Origin of the sequence: Streptomyces roseochromogenus subsp. oscitans DS 12.976 (assembly GCF_000497445.1) — a bacterium.
Lineage (GTDB): Bacteria > Actinomycetota > Actinomycetes > Streptomycetales > Streptomycetaceae > Streptomyces > Streptomyces oscitans.
In genome coordinates, this window is sequence record NZ_CM002286.1 from 42,680 (window position 1) to 68,916 (window position 26,237).

The following is a 26,237-nucleotide window of genomic DNA, read 5'->3' on the forward strand; positions in this document are numbered from 1 at the left end:
CCATGGCGGTGATCGCGTTGGTGTCCGCCAAGTCGGACGGCGTCACCACGTCGGCGTGCGCGATGGCGTTGCAGAGCACCCGGCCGGTGCTCCTAGCCGAGCTGGACATGGCCGGCGGGAGTCTGAGGCACCGGCTTTTGAAGGACATCAGACGGGGCCAGGAGCCGTTGACGGGGCACATCGGGCTGCACAAACTGCCGCAGGCCGACCTGCAGCGCACCAGCCCTGATCAGGACCTCACCCCGCAGGTGTCGCATCACCTGTGGCCGATGGACGACAGCGAGTTCCGTGTGGCGCTGCCGGGGCTGACCGATCCGCGGCAGGCCGCGTCGCTGACAACGGTGTGGCCGACGCTGGTGAACGTGCTGCAACTGACCGATCAGCAGCTGAGGTGGGACGTGATCGTGGACGGGGGCCGGATGGTCCTCGAAGGCGGTCGCCTGCATCCGGTGCTGACGCCCGCCGCCGTGCTGCACCAGGCCGACGTGGTTCTGCTGGTGGTCCGCACCACCGAGGAAGCACAGAACCTGGCCTACCCGATGGTGAGGGCGCTGCAGACCGAGCTGGAGACCCACGCGTCGGGGTCACGGGCGCTGGGGCTGCTGCTGTTGGGCGACGAGTACAACGCTGCGGAGGTGTCGCGCGGGCTGGAGGTTCCGGTGCTGGGCCAGTTGCCGTGGGACGAGGCCGCCGCCGCGTACCTGCAGCGCGGGGGCCGGATGCCGCGCGGGGTGTCCAGATCGCGGCTGATGCGTGCCGCCCGGGACGTGATGGGACCGCTGCGTCAGCACGCGGACCGGCGCCAGCTGCACCGGCAGATGCGTGTCCACGCCGCCTCCCCGGCGGTCGCACGGATCATGCAGCAGATCCAGCAGGGGGTCCCCCGTGGCTGACGCGAAAGGAAACGGCCGGGTGAACGGCACGATGCTGGGCGGTCTGCTGGCCCAGCACGCAGCCAACCGCAGCGCCCAGCCGCCCGCCGTACCACCACCTGCTGCGAACGCTGCCGCGAGTGCCGGACCGGTTCCGCCCGCGGTCCGCTCACCAGCGGCCGCGGTGGATCCGGCAGGTCCGGCGGGTCCGGCGAGCACTGCTGGGGTTGCCGAGCTGCCCGGGGCGGTCGCGGTGCCGTGGGAGGAGATCATCAAGCTGCGGCAGCTCGTCGCCGACGACGTCGACGCCGTCAAAAAGGAACGTCGGCGCGGCGGCCAGGAGCTGGAGGAGCGGCATCTGGCCGAGGTGACGCGCAGTTGCGTGCGCAACCGGGTCGCCGAGTGGGCCACCCGGTGGGTGTTGTCGCATCCTCCGCTGTCCGATGCGGAGTTGGACCGGGTGCGCACCGAGGTGTTCAACCTGATCCACCTGGCCGGCGAGATGCAGCAGGTCCTGGACCGGCCCGAGGTCGAGGACGTGCTGATCGACGGGGAGTGGATGTGCATCGACTCCCACGGCCGGCCGCAGGAGTGGGTGCGCTCGCCGTTCTCCAGCAGGCGGCAGGCCATTGAGTGGGTCAACCAGATGGCATCTTCCTCTGGCCACGGTGAGCGGCTGCTGTCGTACACCACCGGTGCGGTCGACTTCGAGCTGCCGGACGGCTCGCGTGTGGCGGCAACCGTGCTCACCCAGCGGGTGACGATCGCCATCCGCCGCCACACCCTGGAACGGGCCACACTCGCGGAGCTGCATCAGCGGGGCATGGTCGACTCGGTGCTGGCCTCCTTCCTGTCATGCGCGGTGAAGGCGGGTCTTTCGATCCTGATCGCCGGCAACATGGCGACCGGCAAGACCACGTTGATGCGCGCGCTCGGGCGGGAGATTCCCGCCCATGAGCGGGTGGCGACCCTTGAGAGCGACCGGGAGCTGAATCTGGACGGCCCGGAGACACCGGCGCATGTGCTGGCCTTCCAGGCCCGTGAGGGCAACGGCGAGCGGGATGCCTCCGGCCGGGCAATCGGTGAGATCACGCTCAGCGACCTGGTGCGGATCTCGCTGCGGTACAAGGCGACACGGGTGATGGTGGGCGAGGTCCGCGGCGACGAGGCCGTGGCAATGCTCGAGGCGATGGTCGGCGCGGGCGTCGGCGGCATGTGCACCGTCCACTCCAAGGTCCCCGAGACCGTCATTGAGCGCCTGATCGTGCCGCTGGCCCGCGCGGGCCTGTCCGGGGACGCGGCCACCCGGCTGATCGCCGCGGCGGTCGACCTGATCGTGTACGTCGACAAGATCGACGAGACACACATTGGCGGCCGGGTGCACCGGCATGTGACGCACGTATGGGAGACCGCAGGCCGCGGAGACGGCGGCGGTGTCGCCCTGTCGAAGATCTTCGGCCCGTACGAGGACCCGGACGGCCTGGTGCTGGAGGAGCGTGCGGTGCCGACGGGCACACCGGTGAGCGAGCGGCGCATGCGGCATCTGGAGCGGCACGGCTTCGACCGGCGCTGGCTGGCCCAGTTCAAGGGCCGGGGAGACTGGCCGCCGCTTCAGCTGGTGGGCCGCAAGGGGGCGGCAGCCTGATGGACTCGTCGTATCTGTCGGGGCTCGGCGCGCTGTGCGGCGCGCTGGTCGCGCTGTGCCTGGTCGCGGTGGTGGCCGTGCTGCGCGGCTGGCAGCCAGCCGCCTCCGCGTCGAACCCGCTGACCCGGGTGCGAGCCCGGGCCCGGCGGGCGGTGGCCGAACTCCCGGAGGGCTGGCGTTCCAACTACCGGTTCGTGCTGGCCGGGTCCGCGGTGCTCGGGGTGCTGGTGTGGGCGCTGACCGGCTGGCCGGTGCACGGCATGCTCGCCGCGCTGGCCCTGGCCGGGCTGCCGTTCGTCCTGTATCCGGGCGGCTCGGAGCAGGCCGAGGTCGCCCGGCTGGAGGCGATCGCGGAGTGGCTGCACCAGCTGGCCAGCGTCCGCGCCGGCGGCAAGCCTTTGGAGGAGATCCTCAAGACGCTGGACACGGTGCCAGCCCCGCTGAGGTATGAGACCGGGATGCTGGCGTCGCGGCTGTCCTCGGGGATGCCGGCGCGGTGGGCGTACCTGATGCTCGGTGACGATCTCGGCAGCCGGATCGGGGACGACATCGTCCGCCTGTTCCGTGACCACACCGCGAGTCGAGGCCCGGGACTGGCCGCGGCGTTGTCCGCGCAGGCCGCTCTGGTCAGCCGGCAGGCCTCCGATCTGCACGACATCGAGGCGGAGCGGCGCAAGGCCCGCTCCGAGGCGCGCCGGGTGTCGCTGTTCGCGCTGGCCGTGGTGACGGTGATCCTGGCCAGCCCCTCGTACTCGGCACCGTTCGCCACCCCGCTGGGACAGGTGGGCCTGATCGTCCTGGGCACGCTGTTCGTCGCCTCGTTGCTGTGGCTGCGCCGCATGGCCCGCCTGGAGCCGGAGCCGCGGACCCTGCCCACCGCGCGTGAACGCGCAGCCGAGCAGACCGCGAGGGGAGCGGCCTCGTGATCTCTGTACCCGGCATGGTGATCGGCGCGATCGTCGCGGTGTGCCTCGTTCTGGCGGTGCGCGCGCTGATGCCGCAGCGCACTGCGCTGGCCGAGGCGCTGCGTCGCACCCATCAGCCCGACGCCTACGCTCCGGCGCGCGCTGCCGTACCTGAGGGGCGGGGGACTGCCGTCTGGGCGGACCGGCTCGGCACCCGGTTGATGGAGACCGACACCTTCGTCTCGCGGCTGCCCGCCCGCGACCTGGCGCTGCTGGAGCTGTCACCGGCCTCACTGCTGGGGCGGTGCGCCCTGTACGCCCTGGTGGGGGTGCTCCTGCCGCAGTGGTTCTTGTTCATCGCCTCGATAATGGGGGTGAGCTGGCCGCTGCTGGTGTCCCTGCTGGCCGGGTGCGCGTTCGCAGCCTTCATGGTCTTCAAGTGCCTGGACGACGTACGGGACAAGGCGAAGAAGGCGCGCCGCACCTACCAGTACTACGCGGCCTCCCTGCTGGAGCGGATCGCGCTGGCCCGCAACTCGGATGCTGGCGCCACCGACGCGCTGATGCGAGCGGTCGCCCCCGGCGAGGGCGTGGTGGAGGCGCGGATCAGGGACACCGTGGAACATGCCCAGCTGGCTGGCGTCAGTGTGTGGAGTGCCTTGCGCGCGCTCGGTGAGGAGATCGGTGTGCCCGAACTGTCCCGCCCCGCGGCCGCGCTGGCCTTGGCCGGTGAGGAACAGGCCGCTGTGTTCAACCAGTTGGAGGCCCAGGCCGTCGCCGTACGGCGCGCGCTGCTGGCTGACCGCAAGGGACAGGCGAATGAGGCCACCGAGAAGATGAGCTTGCCGTCGCTGGCCATCGTGTTCTTGATGGCCACGTTTCTGCTGGCTCCCGCCGTTGTCCGGATCATGACGTTCTGATCGGTCCCGCCTGTCCGTCTGTGGGCCGACGTTCAACTCGAGAGGAAAGATTTCTGTGCACCGCACTCGTAAGCGCATCGCTCAGCTTCTGGGCCCGATCCGGCGGCACTTCGCCCGCGTCCGCATCGAGGCGAGATCGGACGCCGGGTTCACCGCGTTCGAGTGGGCCGTCGGGCTGGCGCTGACCGGCACTCTGATCATGGTGGTCTACGCCGCGGCGAACACCAAGATCGGGGAGAAGGTCGCCCAGATCGCCGGATTCTGATGAACCTGCCCCCCGTCACTCTGACACCACAGCCTGGCCGACGGGCCCGGATACGGGCCCGGCTGCGGCAGGATCGCGGAGCGATGGCGCTGGAGCTGTCGATGGTGGTGCCGCTGGCCTTCCTCATGCTGTTCGCACTGATCCAGGGCGGCCTCTACTTCCACGGACGGTCCGTCGCCCACCACGCCGCACAGCAGGCCCTGGATGCCCAGCGCGCCTACAACGCGGCCCCCGGCGCGGGACAGACGGCAGCCCGTGACTTCCTCGCCCGCATGGGCGGGTCCCTGTCCGGCGCCTCGGTCCAGGTCGAGGACAACGGCAACCAGGTCAGCGTCGAGGTCCAGGGCAGCGTCATCAATCTGGTGCCCGGCTGGGACGGGCACATCGACCAGCGCGTCCAGGCTCCGAAGGAGAAATTCCGCCAATGAGCCGCCACAGCACCTCGCGGCCCCAGCCGGAGTGGGGAGACCGGGGCGGGGCGTCCCTGACCACGGCGATCTTTGTCCCCGTGGTGCTGGTCCTGCTCGGTCTGCTCATCGCATGCGGCCGCATCGTCAACGCACAGAGCGCGGCGGACGCTGCCGCCCGGGACGCCGCCCGCACCGCCTCCATCTCCGCCGACCCGGCCAGCGGCGAGTCCGCCGCCCGCCAGGCCGCGGAGGCGAGTCTGGCGCGCTCCGGGCTGCACTGCGCCAGCATCAGCGTCGTCCTGGACACCCGCGGCCTGTCTGCCCCTGTCGGCCAGGCCGCGACCGTGACCGCGACCGTGTCCTGCACGGCGCCGCTGTCCGAACTGGCGGTCCCAGGCCTGGGCGGCTCCAAGACATTGACGGGGTCGATGACATCCGCAGTGGACACCTGGGCCACCCGGGGGAACTCGTGATCGCCCGCTGGCGGCGCGCTGTCGCGCTCCGGACCGAGCGGGACCGGGGCCAGTTGGAGCTGTTCTACGCCGGGATCGTCATCATCGCCTTCCTCGTCATCGGTCTCGTCATCGATGGCGGAGCCGCCCTGGACGCCGACTCCCGCGCCGACTACCTCGCCCAGGAAGCGGCCCGGGCCGGAGCCCAGCAGATCAATCCGGGCGAGGCCATCACCGGCGAGGCCATCGTGGTCGACCCCGACGCCGCCCAGGCGGCCGCCCGCTCCTACCTCACCGCCCATGGTGTCGACGGCGACGTCAGCGTCGCCGCCGACGGCCAGACGCTGAGCGTCACCGTCCACGACACCTACCGCCCCTACTTCGCATCCCTCATCGGATTCGCGCACATCCCCGTGACCGGACACGGCACCGCTACCCTGCTTCACCAGGCCGGAGGCTGAACTTCCATGCCCCACACCCAAAACCGCCCGCGCCGTACGCTGACGTGGCCGCTCGCCGTGGCGCGGGGCGTGTGGGCGCTTACTGTCCTCGCCCTCCTCCTCGTCGGCGTGCCCTGGCTGCTGCTGACAGTCGGCACCCTGCCCAGCGCACTGCCCTCCTGGAACGCCGTACACGAGGCGCTGATGCGCCCGGACGACGGCAGCGGCTTGATGACCCTGCTCACCGTCGCGGCCTGGATCACCTGGCTGTGGCTGGTCATCCCCGTCCTCCTCGAGATCGGCGCGGTGGTGGCCCGCCGGACCACGCCGCGGCTGCCCGGCATGGCCACCGGACAGCGCCTGGCCGGCTTCCTCCTCGGCAGCATCCTGCTCGCCTCCCCCGCCGCCGCGGCCAGCGCCGCCACCCCCGCCGTCGCCGCGACCGCCCCCCACGCCCCCCACACGACAGCCACCCCTGCCGGCGACGACGACAGGCAAGCGGCTTCCGCCTCCTCCACGGCCGCCGCCTCGCCGACGGGCCGGGCAGCCGCTCCCAGCCTACGCGACGACCGGGCAACGGCGCTCACCGAACACACCGTGGGGAAGGACGGCACCACCTGGTGGGACCTGGCCGAGCAGTACCTCGGCGACGGACTGCTCTATCCCGACCTGCAGCACCTCAACCCGCAGCTGCCCACGGAAAAGATCCTTCCCCCAGGCACCACCGTCCTCGTCCCCGCCTCCTCCCCCGCAGCGGCCGAGCACGCGACCGAGCCGGACGGTGTGCACACCCAACTCACCGCCGACGAGCCTGCCCAGCCGTCGAAGGGCGCCAGCACGCTAGCCCGGCGGGAGTACACCGTCAAGCCCGACGACAACCTGACCCGGATCGCCCAGGACCAGCTCGGCGACGCCGCCAAGTGGACCCAGCTGTTCGAAGCGAACAAGGGAGAACAGCAGCCGTACGGCCACCACTTCACCAACCCGGACCTGATCTATCCGGGACAGCACCTCACCCTGCCCACCGACAGCACCGGCCGAGAGCAGGGTGCCACCCACGGCCGACCGCAGGATCAGCCCACCCATCACGAGAACGACCACGGCAGCAACGGGTCGCCCACCCACGACAAGGGTGCTCCGACACCGCAGGAGAAGCAGACCACCAGCCCCTCCGCGGCCGCCTCTGCCACCCCGCAGACCGCGACGCCGAGCACCACCACAGCACCCTCTCCATCTGCCTCCGCCTCCCGTACGCCAGATGGACAGTCCGCTGCGCCGCACTCCCCCGCGGGCCCGACGGGCAGCACCCTCCGTACACACGACGTGCCCACCGCGGCCGCATCGTCTCCGTCGCCGGCAGCCGGCACAGAGCGTGGGCAGCAGGCGGGGGTGTTCGGGCTGCTGGCCACCGGTGTCCTGGCGACCGGGTTCCTGTCCGTCCTCGCCTACCGCCGTATCACCCAGCTACGCCAACGGCGCCGCGGCCACCACATCGCCCTCCCCCAGGGCGACGCAGCCCGCACCGAGCACGCCCTGCGCGTCACCGAGGCCGTCATCGACACCGCGGTACTCGAGCCAGTCCTGCGCACCATGGCTGTACATCTCGCCGACGCCGGCCGCGAGCTGCCCGACATCGAGGTCATCGTCCTCGGCGACCGCGACATCGTGCTGCACCTGGCCGAGCCAGCTGCCCCTGTACCGCCGTTCACCGCCGCCCCGGACCAGCTCGCCCGCTGGTCCTGCCCCACCAACACCGGCGAACTCCTCCCGGCCGACGAGACCGGAGACATCGACGAGCCCTACCCGGCCCTGGTCAGCCTCGGCTGGGACAACGACGGCCGCCTGGTCCTCATCGACCTCGAGCATGTCGGCCACCTGCACCTGACCGGACCGGCCGCCACCGCGGTACTACGCACGCTCGCACTGGAGCTCGCCACCAGCGAATTCGCCCATCACCTCGACCTGACCCTGGCCGGAGACACCGTCGCGCCAGGCCTCGCCGAGGAACTCGGCGAACGGGTCACCGAGCACGCCCACCTGTCCGATGCGGCGGCCGCGCTTCGCACCCACCACGGCGAACAGCAGCACGCCCTGGCCCTCCTCGGCACCGCCACAGTGCGCCATGCCCGCACAGGCGTCGACACCGCAGCAGCCTGGACATCCGCTCTGGTCATCGCCCGCATGCCCGAGACCGGTGATGCAGACGGGCTCGAGGACCTGCTCCAGGTCATCGCCGACGCGCCGCGCACTGCCACCGCCGTCCTCACCACCGGCTCCCTCCCGCCCGGCACCCCCGTGAACAGTTCCTGGAGGCTGCACGCCGACGAGGCCAGCGCCGTCCGGCTGCCGCTCGACGGCGTGGACATCGACTGCACATTGCAGGCCCTGTCCGACGAGCACTACACATACGCGCTGGAGACCCTCGCCATCAGCCGCGCCGAGGACAGCCCCGCTCCCGAGCCGCACCTCCCCGCCGCGCACAGGCCCGGCTTCGAGACCGACGCGGGCACCGACGACGGTGATTCCCCTGTGGCTGCGGCCTCGGATAGCCACGCAACGGCCGTATCCGGTCCGGAGCGGGTGCCGAATCTGCTCGCCCAGTTCGCCGCCCTCGATGACGAAGACGACGACAACGACGACGACAGTGCGGATCAGCAGGCCGACGAGGGCAGCCACGACGACAGCCCGGCCGTCCCCCTTCCCACCCCGCCTCAGCACGCCGCACCCAGCGAAAGCCTGGGCGTCGCCCTGGACAAGCCCGGCCGGGCTCCATCGGCTCCCCCAAGTCCGGTTCCCGCACAGCAGGCGCCGACCAGGACGGTGAGTATCCGTCTGCCCGCCGACGTCCTCCCCGCACCCGCGCCCGAGACCGCGTCCGCCACCGCCTCACCGAAGACTGAGACGGAGACGGAGACGGGAGAAGCGGAAACGTCGAACCCGGTGGTACGCGTGCTGGGACCGGTCGACGTCGTCGGCGCCCGCGGAACCCTCACCGAGAAGAAGCGCCAGCGCACCTACATCGAACTCGCCGCCTGGCTCATCCTCCACCCTGGCCACCACGCCGCAGCCCTGGACCACCGCGCCCTCGACGAGGCCCTGTGGCCCGACCGCGACGAGGTCAGCCTCAAGTACCGCAACGCCGTCGTCAGCAGGACGCGGACCTGGCTCGGCCGAGACACCGACGGCCAGCCGTACATCCCGCTGCTGAAGACCGCGAACAGCCGCTACAGCATCGCCTCCTCGGTCGGCTGCGACTGGCACAACTTCCAACGCCTCACCCAGGCCGGGAAGGACCCGAACACCGCGCACGCGGACTTGGCGCTGCGGCGCGCCCTGGAGCTCGTACGCGGCCGACCGTTCTCCTCCACTGACCGGCGCCGCTACAAGTGGGCCGAGCATCTTGCCCTGGTGATGACCATGGAGATCGTGGACGCAGCGGAGATCCTGGCCGAGCGCCGTCTGGCCGCCCACGACCCGCGCAGCGCTCTCTGGGCGGCCACCAAGGGCCTGGAGGTTGCCCCCGCCGTCGAATCCCTACACCGCATCCTCTTCCAGGCCTACGCGGCGATCGGCGACTACGAGGCACTGGAGCGCGCCGCCACATGGCTGGAGGAGTTCACCGAGAACAACGAACTCGAACTCGACGACGAGACCCTCGCCGTCCTCGACCAACTCCGCGCCAGGATCTGACCCGCCCCTCGCAGCGACGAGCCAAGGAGCGGCGCAGCCGGTGAACTCAACCGGCCACGGCACCGGCCACTTGCCCCGGCGCCGTGGCCGTGTTCGTCGGCTGTGGCCGCTGGACTTGGCCACACCGGCCACGCCGCCCCGACCGGCCATCCGCCGGATGCCACCCTGCCTCGAACGTCGCAGTTCCTGATCGGGCCACGCCTGTCGTGGATGAGGTCGCCAGCTGTTGCCCTCAAGCTGCGGGTATCCCGCTCGGAGCACCACCGCATACCCCGGTCTGCGGGATACCCAACCCCTTGCCCCCACCAGCCGCCCGCGGGGCGGCCTCTCCCTGTACCCGGTCATCGCGGCGCCGGAACGGGTGGCCGTTTTCGGGATGCCCGGCCACTGGCCGGTGACCGATGAAGCCAGGATCGGCCACCGGTCACAGCCCGTCGGCCACGGCATCGGGCCTGGTCGGCCACGTGGCCGATCGAGTGGCCGGTGGCCGGTCACAGCCCGAGTCGGCCACCGGCCGCCGTTCGGCCATGGGACCGAGACGTGGCCGCTGCGATCACTGCGGCGCCATCGGCCACGGCCCGGGGTCAGTCATCGGTCAGTGACCGACCGCAGGTGTGCCCGGGCCTGCTGGCGTCGCTGCTCCGACAGATACTTCTCCGCCTCCGCCAGCCGTCGTCGGCCCGTCCGCTCGGCCACGCCCAGCCGCCGGCCTACCTCGGACCCGGACAGCTTCTTACCGGCCTCCTCAGCCTCGGCCAACCATCCGGCCACCTGAGCGATCTGCTGCTGGATCGGATCCAGATCCTGCTCCCGGGCCGCTTGTTCCGGCATCCGGGCGGTGGCCTCATTGCCCGCCGATGAACTTGCTGACGGGCTGGGGGCGAGATTGCGCACGGTCTGCTGCTGTGGCAGGTCAAGAGGTTGGGGTGCCTCGGCTGCCGATGCGGTGGGCGTCATAGCCGACTGCTCAACACGCGCCGGCATCACGGACGACCGATCGGCGTACGAAGATGCCGCCCGCGCCGCACCCTGGTCAACGGGACCGGTCTTGGCGCCGTCGGCTTCCTCGTTCATCGGAACACTTCCGAACGTGCGCTCCTGGAAGCGGGCAACGAATGCCTCCAGGTCCTCGGCGGTGATGGGTCCACCGGCCGCGTTGGTGATTCCGTCCCGCTCGTACACGTACGCGGCGAGCGCAGCCCCGCTGGGCTGACCGCCGCGTTCCTGCGTGTACGCGACCCACGCACTGTGGAAGTAGTCCTCCCACGAAAACTCATCACCGCCCTGCTCCTGCGGGCCATCCGCAGCGGTCTCGGCGTCATCCGGGGGCATCTCAGCGCCGTAGCGTTCCTTCAGGACCTCGAGCAGGGGCTGCACCTGTTCATCCGACAGCGGCTCGCCGACGCCGGTGCCGATGCCCAGGTTGTCGTGAATCCAGAGCGCGAACTGGGCGGCGGTCGGTTCGGCCTGGAAGTTGGACAGCCACGCCCGGTAGGCCTCGCCGAGCGCCTCGGTCTCCTTCTGTATCGCCGCTGCCTGCACTGGCGGGTTCGGCTCTTCAGCCTCGGGCCCGGCCGCGGCCGTCTCAGTTGCCGACCCGACGGGGTGCACGTCTGCTGCCCCATCGCGAGCACCGACCTCCAGCGCAGCGGTCGGCGCGGACACGAGGACCGGGGCCCGTGAGCTGGTGAACGCGATCGGCGGCTCATCGATGCCCGCGGCGGCCAGCCCCGCGGGCGCAGTCTCAGCGAGGGGAACACCGTAGCGAGCCAGCCGCAGCGGCATGAGCGACTCCACTGGAGCCTTCCGGCGCCATGCCCGGCCGTAGCGGGAGCGCAGACTCGCTTGGTAGACGAGGCGTTCCTGCTCCAGCTTGATCACCTGGTCGTAGGAGCGCAGCTCCCACAGCTTCATGCGGCGCCAGAGGAGGAAGGTCGGCACCGGTGAGAGCAGCCAGCGGGTGAGGCGGACGCCTTCCATGTGCTTGTCGGCTGTGATGTCGGCGATCCGGCCGATCGCGTGCCGGGCCGCCTCGACCGCGACCACGAACAGGATTGGGATCACCGCGTGCATGCCGACGCCCAGTGGGTCCGGCCATGCGGCCGCACCGTTGAAGGCGATGGTCGCCGCGGTCAGCAGCCAGGCGGTCTGACGTAGCAGCGGGAAGGGGATGCGTATCCAGGTCAGGAGCAGATCTAGGGCCAGCAAGACACAGATGCCCGCGTCGATGCCGACCGGGAACACGTAGGAGAAGTTCCCGAAGCCCTTCTTGATGGCCAGAGCCCGGACGGCCGCGTAGGAGCCGGCAAAGCCGATGCCAGCGATGATCAAGGCGCCGGTCACGACCACGCCGATGAGAACGCGGTGCATCCGAGTCAGCTGCGGTGGCGCGGCCACGTGCTCCTGCCCTCCTCCAGAGCCTCACTTCTGAACGGGCATCACACTCTCACGTGCGGCATCGCGAAGCAGCAGTTCGGCGAGGCAGAGCGTCCGATCGTCAACGAATAGTGATCATCTGCCCCGTTCGTGTCGGCTCGGTGTGGCCCAGTTCACTTAATTGATCTTGCTCCGGTTGTACCGGATCAACCACGGCATGCGGGCTCGGCGTTGGCTCCGCCTCTGCTCGAGTGGACTCCCCAATTGGGGAGTCGAGCCGATGGCCCAGAGATTCCAAGGGGCGAGGTGTGCCAGGATGCCGTGTGCCGCGCCTCACCCGGGTGCGCACAAGTACGTACCAAGGAGGCTTCTTCGTGCTGAGCGATGCCGTGGATGCCGTCGAGCCACACGAGAACGCCGTCATGATCGGCACGGGGAAAGGTGGCGTCGGAAAGAGCACAATCGCCGCCCACAAGGCCGCCTGGCATGCGGCGCAAGGCCAGCGCACCCTCCTTATCTGTGTCACCAGCCAGGACGACGACGACCTGGGCATCGAGCGGTACGACCGCGGACTGCGCCCCGACGGACCCTCGGTACTCAAGGGCGAAGGCCTCTACCGGGCGATCCACGACCGCACCGCCCTGCTGCCGGTCCGGGAAGTACGCCCCAACCTCGACGTCGTGCCGGGCGGGCCGGCCGTCGGTGAACTCCTGACCCTGCTGACCGCACGCATGCCCATCGAAGGCATCCACGTCGTCGCCTCCCTCCACCGGGCGATCGCCCCCATCGCCCGGTGGTACGACCGCATCGTCATCGACAGCGCACCGGAACAGGACCCCCTCGAGCAGCTGGCGCTGACCGCGGCCCGATGGCTGTTCGTACCCACCCGCTCCGACGACTCCTCCATCGGCGGCATGCGGCGCATCGCCCGCAACTACAAACTCGTGCGTAGCCAGATCAACCCGCACCTCCAGGTCGCCGGGGCCTGCCTGTACGGGTCCAATCCGAGCGCCACCCAGCTCCATGAAGAGGTCCGCCGCGACGTGATCGAAGTACTCGGGGCGAGCACCCCGATGCTGTCGACGGTGGTCGGCTACCGCGAGATGCCGGCCGTCAACGCCCGTAAGAAGGGCCTGACCTTCGGCGAGTACGCGGCCCTGCTGCCCACAAGCGCGAAGAGCTACGACGTGGCGGCCGGCCGCGCAGCAAGGGCTGACGTAGTGCCGGAGTCCATCAAGCCGCTGGCTAAGGAGATGGACGAGCTCAACGTGGAGATCGACTCGTACTGCAGGAGGAATGCCTGAGATGGGCGCGTTCGACGACGACCCGACCGACGCAACCCGGCCGAAGGGCCTGCTGGGCAACGGACTGCCCACAGTGCTTCAAGAGGCCACCGTCGTGGTGAAGGCCCCGGTCGGCACAACCCTCGAGTCCATCCCCGCCCCCCGCCCGCCCGCCGCTGAGGGCGAGCTCACCCCGGAAGAGGAGAAGACGTTCGAGGCCTGCAAGGCAGGCATGGACAATCTCCACAAAGCCTTCTGGATCGCGGGCAAGAGCCTCGAAACGATGGCGACCGGCAACCTTCACCGCAACTCCGGTCACCCGAACTTCGCCGACTTCGTCTGGGTGCACTGGGAGATTTCCGAATCCCAGACCTACCGCCTGATGGACGAATGGCGCATCGGCGAGGCGCTGTCACAGATGGGCTGGCACCCGCGCGAGTCCCAGGTGCGGAAGCTGGTGGACATCAAGAACGCCGCCGGCAACACAGCGGCCGTCGCCGTCTACGACGCGGTGGCCCGTACGGGGAAGCGCGTGACAGCGAGCCTGCTCGAAGACGTCGCCCGCCGCCTTCCTCCCCTGACCCCTGACTCAAGCCCGGTTGAGATCGGCCAGATGGTGCGGGGCATCCTGGCTCCCCCACCGCCCGCGCCTGAACCGGCCACGGACAACGAGCCGGCCGGGGACACCGGCGGCGCACAGTCCGACCCAGCGGTCGTGAACGGCACCGAGGGGCCCGTGCACAACATCACGACGATCGGCGGCAACCCGGACTCCCCAATTGGGGAGTCCGGCGCACAGGCCAGTGATTCCAAGGGTTCCGCCGTAAAGTCGGTCGACTTGGAGCGGCTAAACGAGACGCTCGCGCTGCTGCGCGAGGCGGAGCGCGGCATCAGTAAGCCGGCCGTGCGGCGCGCCCTCGAGGCGGAGCCGGCAGCCGCCGCCGCGCTGCTGGCCGAGATCGAGAGCAGCCTCAACAAGATCGGCAGGACGGTTGCGGTGCGCCGCCCCGAGTAGCTGCTGAAGACGCAAGGATGGGCGGGGCCGACAAGCGGCCCCGCCCATCCTTGCGTCTCTGCCTAGCGGGAGGTTCGCCGCCCGGGCAGGGGCGGAAGGAATGCGTCGAGTACGGCGTCGAGGAAGTCCGAGCGGTTATCGAAGGCGTACGCGGTGGCGTAGGCGTCGTACACGGCGAGTTCCTGCTGCGACGGGCGGAAGCTCTGCTGCACGCCGTGCTTGACTCCCCCACGGTCGACGCGACGGGCCGGCACCTCACCGAACAGGCCGTCGGGATCGTGGTCCTCTTCGCTGACCGGCTGCTGGCGGTGCCGTACGGCTTCACGCAGCTGCGGCCACAGGTTGTTTCGGTGGGCGTGAAGGAAGGCTCTTTTGACGACCACAGCGTTGGTGGGTTCCACCCCGGTCTCAACCTTCTGAGCCATTTGGTACCGGCCGAAGCGCTCCCGTACCTGCGGCTGCACCATGATCGTGCATTGGGTGGGGAGGTTACCTTCCCTGGCGGGCGTGGGCCCGATCTCGATCCGGCCGGCTGGAACGGCGTCCGAAGCGGGCACGGCGTCGACGGGGCTCGCCATGTGCGGAACGGCGGACGGCCGCACGGGTTCCGCTGCCGTCGGCGCAGCGGGCGCCCCCTCTCCCCCGGTATCGAGAGGCCTGGTCTCCTCGGAGGCGGAGAGCGGCGAGCGGGCGGTGGGCGCGAACGCGGCCAATGCCGTCTTGCTGTCGATGGCGAACGCGTCCAGAGCTGCGTCCTCGGGCAGTCCGCCCCGCAGCGCCGGTGCGTTCGCCGTGCCTACCTTGGTCTCGCCGGTCGTGGTGGTGTCCTTGGTCATCGCCGTGCCTTTCGGTTCGCGTCAGCCTGGTCGAGTTCCGCCTTCGCCTGCAGGACCTCCAGAGCCAGCGACCGGTAGTCGCCGGCCAGCGCCTTCATCGAGCGTCTGAGCGCGGGGTCCAGGTCGGGACTCGCGGCGAGCTCCTGCGGCACCCGCCCGTGGGTACGGCAGGCGACGGCAGCCGCTTCGACATGGCGGATGGTCTGCTCCATGACCCCGGCCGCACCGTTGAGATCGTGGGCGAGCTGATCCCTGATCTTCTGCTGGACTCTGGTGGCCGCCGACGCCGTCGCGAACAGCACCACGCCCAGCAGCCGTAGCTGCGGGTTAAGACGCATGGCGACGGCGAACCGGCGAGCCACGGTCCTTAGCCCCTTTCGAGACGAGGGGTCGGACCGGGTGGGGACCAAGGCCATGTCGCCGGCGACGAGCGCCTGTAGTTGCAGGGGTTCGGACCCGGGGGCGACATCGAGGACGATGACGTCGTAGAGGTGGCGGACGGCGTCGATGGCCGACGCGTACATACCCATCCAGGCGAGCTGATCCTCTGGGTCGTCACTGGTCGCGGCGACGCGCCGCTGGCAATACAGCTCCTCGATCACATCCTGCAGTGCGCTTCCGCCGGGAACCACGTACAGGTTGGGCCGCGCCTCGCCGGTCGGGGTGAGGGGCTTGCCCTCGAGGATGGCGGCGGCCTGGGCCTGGCCGTCGTCTGCGAGTTCGGTGCCGGTGGTGCCGAGGTCCTCGCAGTGGTTGCCCTGTTCGTCGATCTCGATGAGCAGGACCTGCAGCCCGGTCTTGGCGAGGGCGGCGGCGATGGCTGCGGACAGGCTGCTCTTACCGACCCCTCCCTTGCCGTTGATGATGACGATGACCTTGCGGTCGTGGACGCCCTCGCTCATCAGCTGCAGCCGTCTACGCAGTGCGGCTTTGACGCGGCTGAGGTCGACGACGCCGAGCCTCACGGTACGTAGAGGCACAAACATCACATCCCGTCAATTTACGGACATCATGTGATGATCGAAGATAAGGAGAACGGCGCGGACACCCGGGACGACACACAGGCACACCACAACCCGCTGGCCCTCCTTCGTCTGTTCGGCCCTGTCGAGTGCCAGACCAAGCCGCACCGCCATAGACACGAGAGTCGACGACCCGCCTAGCCAGCCGACTAGCGAGGCCCCTAGCACACCGGCTACCGCGCTATCAGCCAGCGCAGAAGCGACAATCGACGTGCCGCTGGCAGCGGTGCCGCCGACTCCCCAATTGGGGAGTCGAGCCCACAGGCCCCATTTCTCGGGGTCGGCAGCCCAAAACAGAGTGTCCTGTCTCTATGGAGGAGGCGCTGCGTCACTGAGGCGGGCAAGGGCATTGGCTGCATGGTCGCGGTGAAGGCTGTCCAGGGAGGCGTCTGCAGCCAGAGCAAACGGGCATCGACTCGAACCCGGCAGCCTTTCGGGCTTCACGATCAGCGCGGGAGGCGTCCGCCAGTGACGCCCGGGTATGGACAGGCAGCTACCTAGCTGGCGTCTGCGTTGCCGATGATCGCGTCGTACGCGATGCAGCTCCGTGCACCGCTGCCGGTTCGTCGGCGTGGCCACATTCCAGGTGCGGGCAGCTACCTCCTATCCCTTCCCTCCTAGGTGGGGTGTCCGAGCAAGATGAACGCGCCGGGTGGGCCCCGTCGCCGTCCGGAGCGCCGACGCCGACGGTCGGTTGGTCACGCGCGCACTCCCGCGATGGCGTCGGCTAGGAGCGCGGCGATGTCAGCATCGTGCGGGTCGGCGTAGGTCTCGTGGTCGCTGACGTCGAACACGGCTCCCTTCGCGGTGACGGTGAAGCCGGGGATGACGGTGGCTGCCCGGCCCTCCAACACGGTGTTGAGATGGTCGGCGTCGCGGGAGGCGAGCCAGGTCTGGGCGTAGGGGCCGAGGCGGAGCAGCGTGTAGCCGGTGTTGTCGCTGCGGCGGGCTTCGACGTGAACGCCGTAGTGGGCGGGGGCCATGCCAACGTCGTCGGGCAGGGGCAGACCCGCGGCGGCGTGGGTGAGCATCGCGTAGCCGTGCTGCCAGACGCCGAGGATCGCGGTCGTCTCGCAGCGCAGCCAGCCTCGGTCGGTGTAGCCGAGCTGGCGGCCGTGGAGGTAGGCCGCAGCGTGCGGGGTGTCGGGGTGGACCAGGGCTACGGCAATCATGTCGGGGCCGTGGTCGTCGCCGGGCCGGGTGTGCGCGCGTTCCACGAACGGCCCGATCTGCACAGCGATGTCCTGGGCGTCGCCGGGCGTCCAGGGCTCCGGGTTACGCACGGCGGCGAGCATCGCGCGGAACTGGTCGACGACGGCCTGGTCCTCGAGGGTGAGGGCGCCAGGGGCGTGGGCGCAGCGACGGAAGAAGAGGCGCTTCATCGGGTCGACTCCTGTTGGGTGTGCTGATGAAAGGCGGGATGGGAAGCGCCGCGCCGGCCTTCCGGTCGGGCGCGGCGCTCGAGGTGCGGGGCCGGAGCGGCACAGAGTGCGCTCAACTCGCGGTTCAGCCGGCCGTCGCGATGGCGTCGCGCAGGTGGGTGCGCGCCCGGACCAGAAGCGAGGGCTGATCTGCGGGCGAGCTGGTCAGCACGTCGGTGAGGTAGGTGACGGCGGAGTCGAGGTCCTCGCTGGCGTCCTGCCAGTTACCGAGGCTGGACGCGCCGAGGACGTCGCGGACTTCTTCGACCAGCTCGATGAACGCAAACGCAATCGGCTTGGCCGGGCGCGGCGGCTGCTCGCCGATCAGAGCGGCGAGGTCGGCGGCGAAGCAGTCGCGGAGCGCGGCGAAGGTGTCGGCCTTAGTCTGGGTGGTCACGGGGCCTCCAGGTCAGTAGTCGAACCGGATCGTGATGGGCCGCCGGGGATCACCGGCGTGGGTGTGGACGGTGCGGCGGTGCGCGGCGAGGCCCGCGGCGCCGCCCTGGATCGGCAGGTGGCACTCCGGGCAGCCGTGCCACCACTCATCCACGGACGGGAGTTCGGCCGGGGTGATCGGGTGCGGGTGGGAGCCGTCGGCGGCACGGCTCATGCGACCGCGTCCGCGAACTGTGCCTCCAGGTCCGCGCGGCCCTCGGGGTCGTCGTCCAGGTCGTGGTCGTCGGCTTCCTGGTCGACGTCGTCGAAGCCGCCGTGGACGGTGCAGACGATGTCCAGGTCGCTGTCCATGGCGCCAGTCAGCGCCCTGTGCAGGTCGGTAATCGAGTAGACGGGCGCCCACGCCTGCCCGGTGCACTCAGGGTCGAAGGGGCAGGGCAGCAGGACGTCGAAGCCGAAGTCGCCCTCGCCGTCGACGTCGTCGCGGAACGCGAGGGTGAGGTGCTGCTCACCGAGGCGGATCTCCGCGACGCGGTCCCGGCCGGTCACCAGGTCCGAGCCGCGCCGCCACTGCCACAGCGGCAGGATCTCCGGCCCGAAGAAGCGGCTGACCAGGAGCAGGCTGCCCAGGCCCTCGCCGCCGTCGCGCCCGAGGTCGGCCTCGCGGGCCTGCGAGAGCCGCTTCAGGAACGGCTCCAGCCGGTGGAGGTTGTCGGCGAAGACAATGGTGTTGAAGCCTTCGGCGGCCAGCCGTTGGTGCGAGTGCAGCATCGCCTGGTGCTGGGCGCGGACGACGTCCTCGGGCACGCGCCGGTTGTCCGGGCGCGGGCCCTGCCGTTCCAGGCACACGGCCAGCGGTGTGGCGACGATGATAGCGACGGTCGGCATGCCGTTCCGCTTGGCAGCCATCACCAGTTCCGCCCTAGTGTGCTGCTCGCAATTGGTTGCGTCGATCACCGTGTTGAGTCCCCGGGCCATCCGGCGCTCCAGGATCAGCTTGAGGACGTCGGCGGCATCAGCCGTGGCGTCTTGTTGGCCGGGGCAGTCACTGACCACGCCGCGCAGAGCGTCGAGCGAGAGGACCTGGGAGGCCGGCCAGGTGCGGGCGAGCGTGGACTTGCCCGCGCCGGCGGCGCCGATCAGCACGATCAGCGCGTTGTCGGGCAGCTCCGGGTACAGCACCGAGGTCATTCGACGTCTCCTTGCGGGTCGAGGGAGCGGGCAGACCAGTTCAGGCGCTGCCCGGCGTTGTCGGTGATCAGGGCGGCGGCCTCGTGCAGGTAGCAGGAGGCGTCGCCATCGCGGTCCGGCTCGATCTGCTCCGCCCGCCGCGCTGCGGTGCTGACCACCTGCGCGAGCATCGGGAGGAGACCGCCGGGGGCGTCGATGTCCTCCCGGAACTCGCGCAGGATCGCTGCGAGCTCGCGGGCGTCGACGTCGTCGGCGTTCAGGTCGTCCTGAACCTGCTGGAGGGCCAGGGAGGCGATGCCGAGCGAGGCTCGGACGCGCTCCAGGCGCGTGCGGGTCACGGCCGCCGTCACAGCGCGAGTCCGGCGGCCAGGGCGAGCAGCACCAGGGCGCCGAGCGACAAGTCGACCGCGCGCCGCAGGTGGGTGAACTTCCGTACGGCGAGGGTGGACAGGACCCTGATGCGGGCGGCTCGGGTGTCGCCGTCCATGCAGGCGCGGATCTCGTCTTCGTCCAGGCGTGCCCAGTACGGGAAGGACGCCTTGTCGTCGCCGCGCAGGCGGGGCCTGACGACCAAGAGCAGCAGCACGGCGGCCGCGCCCAGGGCGAGGACGGCGAGTGCGCCGAAGACCTTCGTCGCGGTCGGCAGGTTCTTGTCGGCGATGGACGCGAGGCCGGCGAGGACGGCGCCGTTGAAGGCGAGCAGCCAGGACGACTTGCTGTCCGTGCGTCCGATCTCGTTGACGACGGATGCGCAGGCGGTGTCCAGGTTCTTGTCGACGGTGGAGGCGGGGACCGTGACGGTCGTCATGAGCGGGGTTCTCCTTGCGGAACGTGAAGGGGCGGCCCGTGTGGGCCGCCCGGGGTGGCTTTGGCGCATCGGAGATCAGAAAGGCGGTTCGTCCGGCCAGGGGTCACGGACAGGCAGGAGTCGGAGGGTCCGCACGGGGCGGTCCCAGCACCAGCACATCTCGCCGCCCGGGTAGAGGCCCTCGGACCACCAGCCGCCTTCGCCCTTGCAGTCCGGGCAGCCCGGACGGGGTTTGGGGGAGAGCCGGATGGCGTGCCGGGATGCGGTCAGCTCCCAGGCGCCGGCCTTGAGTGCGACGGCGGCCGTCGTGGCCGTGAGCGATACGGCAGCCGCGAGCAGCAGGGCGGTTCGGGCGCGCACCGCGTCAGTTCCGGGGCGGGTGCGGCTGGACCAGGAACTGGGTGCCGGTGCCGCTGGAGTTGGGCTGGGACGTGAGGAAGTGCGGCTCGCTCTGGGTGAGCTGGACCATCGTCTGATTGATGAAGTCGTCGTCGCGCTGGAGGTCGACGCGGTCCACGTGGAAGTCGGTGAGGTGGACGTAGTGAGGGCTGGTGGTGCGGTGCGGGCGCAGGCCCCACAGCCGGGAGCCCACCATCTGCGCGGCTTCGGTGTCGTCGGGTGCGGCCGGGATGCCGCAGTTCATCGCGCGGCAGTCGGCCGCGTGGGCGTTGGCGAGGTTGGCGGCGACCTTCTCCGTCAGCCGGGACAGGCGGTCGGTGCTGGCGGCGCGGTAAGTGCAGCCGAGGCAGGCGGCGGCGAAGTACGCGCTGCGGCGGTCGCTGTCGGCGGTGTAGACAAGGACGACCGCGCCTTCGGCCGGTCCGACGATGTTGCGGTAGCGCTGGACGACGATCGTGCCCGGCGGCGTCCAGGTCGCCTGATCCTGTACGGCAGGGCGGCGGATGAACAGGCTCAGTGCCATGCGGTGGCTTCTCCTTCGGGAGGGTCGCTGATCAGGCGGCCAGCCGGTGACCGGCCGAGGCCGTGGACGGCATGCAGGTGTCGGGGCTGGGCTCGTAGCCCTTGTCGCAGAGGTCGCAGCAGCCCTGGGTGCGCAGCGGGAGGCAGAAGTAGTACCGGCGCTTGCAGCGCAGCGGGTGGTGCGTTCGGCCAGGCGTCTGTCCGGTCCTCGCCCGGCCCCGGGGTGCGGGGCGGGGCGAGACCAGGCAGAGCGTCAGGTCAGCGGGCGGTGCGGAAGCGGCGGGTGGCCCACGACCGAAGCCGGTCGAAGCGGGAGGGGTGGGTGTGCCGCCAGGCGGTGTCGAATACGCCGTGCACGGTCGGGAAAGAGCGGGACGCGCCGCACGTGCACGTCCATACGTACGGCTCGAGGCGGGTGTCGTCGTGGGTCGCGGTGACCTTGGCGGGGAGGCCGTCGTGGCTCCCGTGGAAGGTGCCGACCCAGAACACGGTCTTCTCCGACTGAGGCTTCATCAGATTCCCTTCGATGCTCGGTGGTGGTGCTGGACAGGGGTGGCGGGCGGGTCTGCGCTGGAGCGGATGAACGTTGTCGGGTTCGTCGTCCAGGTCGTCGTGGTCGTGCGTGGGCTGCAGCGGGAAGTGGAACGCGGGGTAGACGTTGACCTGCGGCGCAGCGGGGGCTGGGTTGTTGATGACCGGGCGCAGACTCAGGCCACGCAGGGCGAAGATGCTCGCGAGGGCCCACAGGAGGGCGGCGAGCTGTTCTTCCAGCGGGTCGGTGGCAGGGATGACGGCGCCCCACCGGCGAGGGGCTATCCGGAGGGGCGCGTGGTGCTGTGCGGTGACGGTCGCTGCGGTGCGGCGCGTGTGCCGGCCGTGGTCTGCGCGGTGGTGGCCGCCGGAGCTGGGAGTGGGGGGCGTAGGAACCGGAACGGCGCGCCCCCGGTGGGGAGCGCGCCGTTCGGTCAGGCGGCCTCGCTGGTGGTCTTCTCCGGTCGGCCGCCCAGGGCCACCTTCGAGACTTTCCCTTCCTTGATCCGGTGGATCTTTCCGGCCTTCTCCAGCTTGTTCAGCACGTTCGCGAAGGTCGACTCCGCGACCCCGCAGGCGGCCTGCAGCTGGCCCCGTTCCACGTAGTCGATGTCGTCGGGGTCGATCTCGTCGCCCTCGTCGACCATGTCCACGTACATGGGGTCGGACTCGTCACGGAGGGCGGCCAGGACCTTCTCCTCCGACGTCAGCTCCTTGGGCTTCGGGAGGTCGACGCCGGCGAACGAGGTCCCCGCCTCGCCGGTTGCGCCCTCGTCGTCCTTCTCCTCGAAGCCGGGGATGGGGGTCTGGGCCAGCTCCTCCATGTACGCCTGGTCGCCCCACCAGGGGACGTCGACCGGGGCCATGATGTTCTCCGGCCGGATGTGCGGGGTGGCGTCCTCCAGGGTGTCGATCCGCATCATGCCGGCGCGCCCGCCGGGTGCCGCGACGTAGCCCAGGCCGAAGGTGCGGCGCGGGTCCGACTCCTCCATGGTCGGGTCGTACACCAGCGCGTCGTCCTCCTCCACCCATACCGGCGGGATCAGGGAGGGGTCGATGCCCTCGAAGCCGGGGGGAAGGTCGCCCAGGTTCACCTGGTCGCTGTCGGTGCGCAGGATGATCCAGGTGCCGCCGGCCAGGAGGTTGGCGCGGATCGCCTGCTCTCCGCCCAGCTGGTCCAGGTTCACGGTCTGGTTGATCAGGACCCAGGGCATGCCCATGGAGCGGGTCAGGGAGGCGCCGTCCTTGACGATCTTCACTGCCTCCTTGCGGTTCTGTGCGCCAGGGGCCAGCATCTGGGCGGCCTCGTCCAGGATCGTGGCGCAGTACGGCCGCATCGGGGACGGCTCGAAGTTCTTCAGTTCCAGGCGGGCGGCCTCTTCGATCCGGTGCTGGAGGACCCACCAGGACAGCCGCATGGCGCCCAGGGCGCCGTACTGTGTCAGGCCGCTGTAGGCGGCCATCTTCGGAATCGCGGGGTTGCTGGCGCCCTTGGGGTCGCCGTAGATCTGGGCCATCTTGTTGGCGTGGTACGCCAGGCTGATCATCTGGCCTGTGCCGCCCTTGCCGGAGCCGGTGGTGCCGGCGATCACGACGTGGAGGGCGCCCAGCTTCGGGTCGAACAGCTGGATCTTCGCGGGGAAGCCGGAGACGATCTTCCCGATGTTGACCCAGCCGCCCGGGGTGGCCACGAGGGAGTCCAGGCCCTGGAATTCGTGGCCGGCCTCCAGCGGGTTGTGGTCCATGATGCGGATGATCGCGCGCCTGGGGTCGCGCCGTCCCGGCTCGTAGGAGACGAGGTCGATGGAGCGGCGGAGCGCGCCGGCCAGCTCCCCGAGGTTGACGACGCGGGGGAGCGCGTCCAGGTCGTCGTCGGCCACGACGCGCGCCACCTGGCCGCCGGTGTTCTCGTCCTTGCCGACCTCTTCCAGGTGGGTCTTCGGCAGGACCCGCGCCCTCACTCGCTTCCAGGCGCCCTGGAGGGTGGAGGGGTCCAGCTCCGCGCGCTGGGTGTACCAGACGGTGATGAAAGCCTCCCCGGAGTGCGCGCCGTACTTCATGTCGATGTCCTCGACCGGGCGGCGGAAGAGGCTGGAGACGGCCTCCTTCGACACGTTCACGGAGTCGCCCAGGGCCGCGGTGATCCGTCCCTCCCAGCGGTCCGCGTAGATCACGACGTCAGAGAGGACCTGGTTGCGGTGGCGTCCCGTCTTGGGGTCGCTGATCACGCGGCCCCAGGCCGCGATCATTTTGTCGGCCAGGGACACCGGAGCAGGGGCGTCGACATTGGCCGGGCCGGTCTGCGTCGGCGCCTGCTCCACCTCGATCTTCTGCCGGCCGAAGACGCGGCGCAGGCGCCAGCCGGTGAAGACGACCGCGGCCCACCAGCCCAGCGACAGGACCCCGGGAACGGTGGTCGGCTCGAGGAAGCCTGCCATCAGCGCCTCGGACGTGTCGGCTCCGCCCAGTCGGCCCACTGCCAGGCCCATACCGGTGGTGATCGTTGAGATCCCCATGGTGTCGCGGTGCGCCCGCGCGATGTCGATCCCGGGGAGCTGGTTCGCCCAGCGGCCCAGCCGGTTCATGTAATTGGCGCCGGCGAACGTCGCACCGGCCAGGAAGCCGGCCTCGACGTAGGCCGCCGCGTTCGGGTCCAGGTAGGGGGCCAAGATGCCCACCCCGACGGGCAGGACGATCTGGAGCGCCGCGGCGGCCCGCTCGGCCGGCTCCGCGTTCGGCACGGTCTTGGTGATGGTGGACATCGGGGACAACTCCTGTCTGGATCCTGGGTGATCAGCAACAGGCGCGGCCGGCCCGCAGGGTGCGATCCCTGGGGCCGGCCGCGCCGGTAGCGGTGGTGCTATTCCTGCTCGAACCAGTCGCGCGACACCTTCTCCAGGCCGTCGACGTCGGAGCGGTCGAAGGCTTCCTGGAAGCCGGCGTGGGTGGTGCGGGCCTGGTCGCCGGCTGCCTTGGCGGCCTTCGCGGTGTCGGCCGTCTTCGCCGCGTAGGTGATTGCGCCCTCCGACACCCCGCGGATGACCTTCGCCAGCTCCTGGCACTCCGCCAGGGAGTCGCGGTCCACGCTCTTGGCTCCCAGCGCGTCCGCGTCGGAGGCGGTGTCGTCGGCCAGCTCCTTGATGTTGTCCGCGGCCTTCTTGACGCCCTCCGCGTTGCGGGCCAGGGCTTTCTCCTTGGCCTCGGTCTTTCGGACGAGGACCTTGTACGTCAGCTCCGCCATGATCGGGTCTCCCGTCTGGTCCTACGCGGCGGGCGCGTAGGAGCCCTTGTCGTTGTAGAAGCGGAGTTCGGCCGGCTTCGTCTCGTCGCTGTCCACCACGGCCTTGTACAGCGGCGCGTACCGGGTCCCGATGTTGGTCAGGACGACCTTGCACATCTCCGCCGCCCGCTTCGCGCGCTTGTGGAGTTCGGCGGCCTCCGTCGCCTGTGCCTTCGCGTGGTCGGCCAGCTTCGTCAGCTTCGCCGCCAGCTTCTCCCCGCCTTCGACGGCCTTCGCCTGGTCGGCCAGCTCCTGGCAGTCCTTCGCCTCGTCCTCCGCGGCGGCCTGGAGCGACTTGCACGCCTCGGCCACCTTGATCAGGTGGATCTCCTTGGCCTCGAGCTTGCGTTCGTACTGCTTGAAGTTGCGCAGTTCCTTCCGGCTGATCGACCCGCGGGCGCCCTCCGTGCCCAGGGTCAGTGTGTTCGTGTCGATCTCCTTGACCAGGAGGGGCTTCACGTCGGTGCTCACTCCGTCGTCTCCTTCGTCCGGCGGGGCGATGACGAGCCTCTGGCCGCTGGGCCCGGTGACCGTCGTCCCCTCCTGCTGCTGCGGGTCGTCCTTCTTCGGGGTCTGCTGCCGCGCCTTGTACTGGGCGTGTGCCTTGTCCAGCCGCGCGTGCTCCTTACCGTTCTCCTCCTTCTTGTCCTGGTATCCGTCCCTCGCGCCCATCGCGTACGCCTTCACGTGGTCGACCACGTTCCGGACTGCGGAGCCGTCGCTGTGGCCGGTCTCCCTCGACCGCTGGAGCGGACTCCGGTTGTCGATCCCGTTCGAGCTGTGGCTGGCGGCGCCGTCCTTGCCGTTCCTGCCGGCGCCGCCGCCCGAGCCGGATCCGCCGCTGCGCCCGGAGGAGCCGCCCGACGCCGCCCCACCGCTGCTTCCGGAGGCGCCGGACTTTCCGTCCTTGCCCGCCTTTCCGTCAGCTCCCGCGTTCCCGGAGGCACCGCTCTTCCCCTTGCCCCCGGAATCGGCCGACCCTTTGGATCCGGTGTTCTTCGACGAGCCTCCACCACCGTTTCCGCTGGTGCCGCCCCCCGCGCCGGACCCATTGCTCCCATTCGAGCCGGACGAGCCACGCCCGCCACCTGATCCGCCACTCCCGTTCGAGCCGGACGGGCCGCGACCGCCGCTTCCAGAGGCGCCGCCGTTTCCACCCCGTCCGCCTCCCGTGGAGCCGTTACCGGTGGAATTCCGTCCTGGATTTCCTCCGCTATTTCCGGTGGAATTCCGGCCCCCTCCGCTGGTCCCTCCGGAGCCATTTCGGGTGGGAAGCCCAGACGACCTCATGACCGTGGTGGTTCGGGCCTCTTTCACCTGATGCGCGCCAGCCCTGACCTTTTCCAGGTCCAGCCGTTTGTTCGCCGTCCCGCCGCCCTTCGCCCAGCGGGTCGCACCGGCCCGGATCAGCGTTTTGATCACGCCCTCCTTGTGCCGGGCGCCGGCCGCGTCGGATCCGGCACCGGCCAGGTCCTCCGGGGCCTTGAACGACTCGCTGGTGACGCCCGGGGAGGAGCGGTCCACCACTCCGTCGTCGTCTGCCTTCGCGGCCGGATCG

26 protein-coding genes are annotated in these 26,237 nt (G+C 70.3%); 11 read left to right on the forward strand and 15 right to left on the reverse strand.

All coding sequences use genetic code 11. The features are described from left to right. The first annotated feature begins 2 nt into the window (after positions 1 to 2). The 9 genes from M878_RS91565 (at position 3) to M878_RS91600 (ending at position 9,599) form a co-directional block, all read left to right on the forward strand. Complete coding sequence (locus M878_RS91565; RefSeq protein ID WP_023554036.1) at positions 3 to 893, forward strand: P-loop NTPase family protein; 891 nt, start codon at positions 3 to 5, stop codon at positions 891 to 893. After that, positions 886 to 2,517 carry a TadA family conjugal transfer-associated ATPase gene (locus M878_RS91570; protein WP_158692949.1) on the forward strand — a complete coding sequence of 544 codons (1,632 nt, stop codon included), beginning with the start codon at positions 886 to 888 and terminating at the stop codon, positions 2,515 to 2,517. Before M878_RS91565 ends, M878_RS91570 begins: the two co-directional genes overlap by 8 nt. Then, complete coding sequence (locus M878_RS91575; protein ID WP_023554038.1) at positions 2,517 to 3,443, forward strand: type II secretion system F family protein; 927 nt, start codon at positions 2,517 to 2,519, stop codon at positions 3,441 to 3,443. The genes M878_RS91570 and M878_RS91575 overlap by 1 nt, the downstream gene beginning before the upstream one ends. Further along, the gene (locus M878_RS91580; RefSeq protein ID WP_023554039.1) at positions 3,440 to 4,342 is read left to right on the forward strand and encodes a hypothetical protein; all 903 of its coding nucleotides are present in this window, start codon (positions 3,440 to 3,442) and stop codon (positions 4,340 to 4,342) included. Before M878_RS91575 ends, M878_RS91580 begins: the two co-directional genes overlap by 4 nt. A gap of 55 nt (positions 4,343 to 4,397) precedes the next feature. Beyond that, positions 4,398 to 4,607: a hypothetical protein gene (locus tag M878_RS91585; protein WP_023554040.1), complete on the forward strand. Its 210-nt coding sequence runs from the start codon at positions 4,398 to 4,400 to the stop codon at positions 4,605 to 4,607. Between the two features lie 83 nt (positions 4,608 to 4,690). Then, positions 4,691 to 5,035, forward strand: a complete 345-nt coding sequence (locus M878_RS50685; protein WP_023554041.1) for a TadE family protein — start codon at positions 4,691 to 4,693, stop codon at positions 5,033 to 5,035. Further along, positions 5,032 to 5,490, forward strand: a complete 459-nt coding sequence (locus M878_RS91590) for a TadE/TadG family type IV pilus assembly protein (RefSeq protein WP_023554042.1) — start codon at positions 5,032 to 5,034, stop codon at positions 5,488 to 5,490. Before M878_RS50685 ends, M878_RS91590 begins: the two co-directional genes overlap by 4 nt. Continuing rightward, positions 5,487 to 5,930 carry a pilus assembly protein TadG-related protein gene (locus tag M878_RS91595; RefSeq protein ID WP_023554043.1) on the forward strand — a complete coding sequence of 148 codons (444 nt, stop codon included), beginning with the start codon at positions 5,487 to 5,489 and terminating at the stop codon, positions 5,928 to 5,930. The genes M878_RS91590 and M878_RS91595 overlap by 4 nt, the downstream gene beginning before the upstream one ends. 6 nt (positions 5,931 to 5,936) lie before the next feature. Further along, positions 5,937 to 9,599, forward strand: a complete 3,663-nt coding sequence (locus M878_RS91600; RefSeq protein WP_023554044.1) for a LysM peptidoglycan-binding domain-containing protein — start codon at positions 5,937 to 5,939, stop codon at positions 9,597 to 9,599. Between the two features lie 588 nt (positions 9,600 to 10,187). Here the strand turns inward: M878_RS91600 and M878_RS000000102120 are convergent. Further along, positions 10,188 to 11,969 (reverse strand): DUF2637 domain-containing protein, encoded by a 1,782-nt coding sequence (locus M878_RS000000102120; RefSeq protein WP_023554045.1) that lies wholly within the window; start codon positions 11,967 to 11,969, stop codon positions 10,188 to 10,190. A 380-nt stretch (positions 11,970 to 12,349) separates the two neighbouring features. On the opposite strand from M878_RS000000102120, the gene M878_RS50690 reads away from it, so the two are divergent. Together M878_RS50690 and M878_RS91610 are read left to right on the forward strand one after the other, a co-directional pair. Continuing rightward, a complete protein-coding gene (locus M878_RS50690; RefSeq protein WP_023554047.1) occupies positions 12,350 to 13,279 on the forward strand; it encodes a ParA family protein in 930 nt (309 codons plus the stop codon). 1 nt (position 13,280) lies between these two features. Then, positions 13,281 to 14,273, forward strand: coding sequence for a hypothetical protein (locus tag M878_RS91610; protein WP_023554048.1), 993 nt, complete (start codon positions 13,281 to 13,283; stop codon positions 14,271 to 14,273). 62 nt (positions 14,274 to 14,335) lie between these two features. Here M878_RS91610 and M878_RS91615 read toward each other — a convergent pair whose 3' ends face one another. The 14 genes from M878_RS91615 to M878_RS91675 all read right to left on the reverse strand — a co-directional run bounded on the left by M878_RS91615 (position 14,336) and on the right by M878_RS91675 (position 25,378). After that, the gene (locus M878_RS91615) at positions 14,336 to 15,109 is read right to left on the reverse strand and encodes a hypothetical protein (protein WP_023554049.1); all 774 of its coding nucleotides are present in this window, start codon (positions 15,107 to 15,109) and stop codon (positions 14,336 to 14,338) included. Further along, complete coding sequence (locus tag M878_RS91620) at positions 15,106 to 16,089, reverse strand: ParA family protein (RefSeq protein ID WP_158692950.1); 984 nt, start codon at positions 16,087 to 16,089, stop codon at positions 15,106 to 15,108. The genes M878_RS91615 and M878_RS91620 overlap by 4 nt, the downstream gene beginning before the upstream one ends. A gap of 740 nt (positions 16,090 to 16,829) precedes the next feature. Then, positions 16,830 to 17,513, reverse strand: a complete 684-nt coding sequence (locus tag M878_RS91625; RefSeq protein WP_023554051.1) for a hypothetical protein — start codon at positions 17,511 to 17,513, stop codon at positions 16,830 to 16,832. Positions 17,514 to 17,637: 124 nt separating this feature from the next. After that, positions 17,638 to 17,949: a hypothetical protein gene (locus M878_RS91630; RefSeq protein WP_023554052.1), complete on the reverse strand. Its 312-nt coding sequence runs from the start codon at positions 17,947 to 17,949 to the stop codon at positions 17,638 to 17,640. Positions 17,950 to 17,961: 12 nt separating this feature from the next. Continuing rightward, complete coding sequence (locus M878_RS91635) at positions 17,962 to 18,162, reverse strand: hypothetical protein (protein WP_023554053.1); 201 nt, start codon at positions 18,160 to 18,162, stop codon at positions 17,962 to 17,964. Next, positions 18,159 to 19,139 carry an ATP-binding protein gene (locus M878_RS91640; protein WP_023554054.1) on the reverse strand — a complete coding sequence of 327 codons (981 nt, stop codon included), beginning with the start codon at positions 19,137 to 19,139 and terminating at the stop codon, positions 18,159 to 18,161. Before M878_RS91640 ends, M878_RS91635 begins: the two co-directional genes overlap by 4 nt. After that, entirely contained in the window at positions 19,136 to 19,477 is a 342-nt protein-coding gene (locus M878_RS91645) for a hypothetical protein (RefSeq protein ID WP_031227497.1), read from the reverse strand. Before M878_RS91645 ends, M878_RS91640 begins: the two co-directional genes overlap by 4 nt. Positions 19,478 to 19,485: 8 nt before the next feature. Further along, the gene (locus M878_RS91650; RefSeq protein WP_023554056.1) at positions 19,486 to 19,947 is read right to left on the reverse strand and encodes a Pycsar system effector family protein; all 462 of its coding nucleotides are present in this window, start codon (positions 19,945 to 19,947) and stop codon (positions 19,486 to 19,488) included. A 75-nt stretch (positions 19,948 to 20,022) separates the two neighbouring features. Then, positions 20,023 to 20,307: a hypothetical protein gene (locus M878_RS91655; protein WP_023554057.1), complete on the reverse strand. Its 285-nt coding sequence runs from the start codon at positions 20,305 to 20,307 to the stop codon at positions 20,023 to 20,025. A gap of 4 nt (positions 20,308 to 20,311) precedes the next feature. Beyond that, positions 20,312 to 20,869 (reverse strand): hypothetical protein, encoded by a 558-nt coding sequence (locus M878_RS50695; RefSeq protein ID WP_023554058.1) that lies wholly within the window; start codon positions 20,867 to 20,869, stop codon positions 20,312 to 20,314. A gap of 257 nt (positions 20,870 to 21,126) precedes the next feature. After that, on the reverse strand, positions 21,127 to 21,381 hold the full coding sequence (locus tag M878_RS91660) for a hypothetical protein (protein ID WP_023554059.1): 255 nt from the start codon (positions 21,379 to 21,381) through the stop codon (positions 21,127 to 21,129). 452 nt (positions 21,382 to 21,833) lie between these two features. Continuing rightward, positions 21,834 to 24,161, reverse strand: coding sequence for a hypothetical protein (locus M878_RS91665; RefSeq protein ID WP_023554060.1), 2,328 nt, complete (start codon positions 24,159 to 24,161; stop codon positions 21,834 to 21,836). Positions 24,162 to 24,259: 98 nt separating this feature from the next. After that, positions 24,260 to 24,640: a hypothetical protein gene (locus M878_RS91670; protein WP_023554061.1), complete on the reverse strand. Its 381-nt coding sequence runs from the start codon at positions 24,638 to 24,640 to the stop codon at positions 24,260 to 24,262. A 21-nt stretch (positions 24,641 to 24,661) separates the two neighbouring features. After that, entirely contained in the window at positions 24,662 to 25,378 is a 717-nt protein-coding gene (locus tag M878_RS91675) for a hypothetical protein (protein ID WP_023554062.1), read from the reverse strand. Between the last annotated feature and the right edge of the window lie 859 nt (positions 25,379 to 26,237).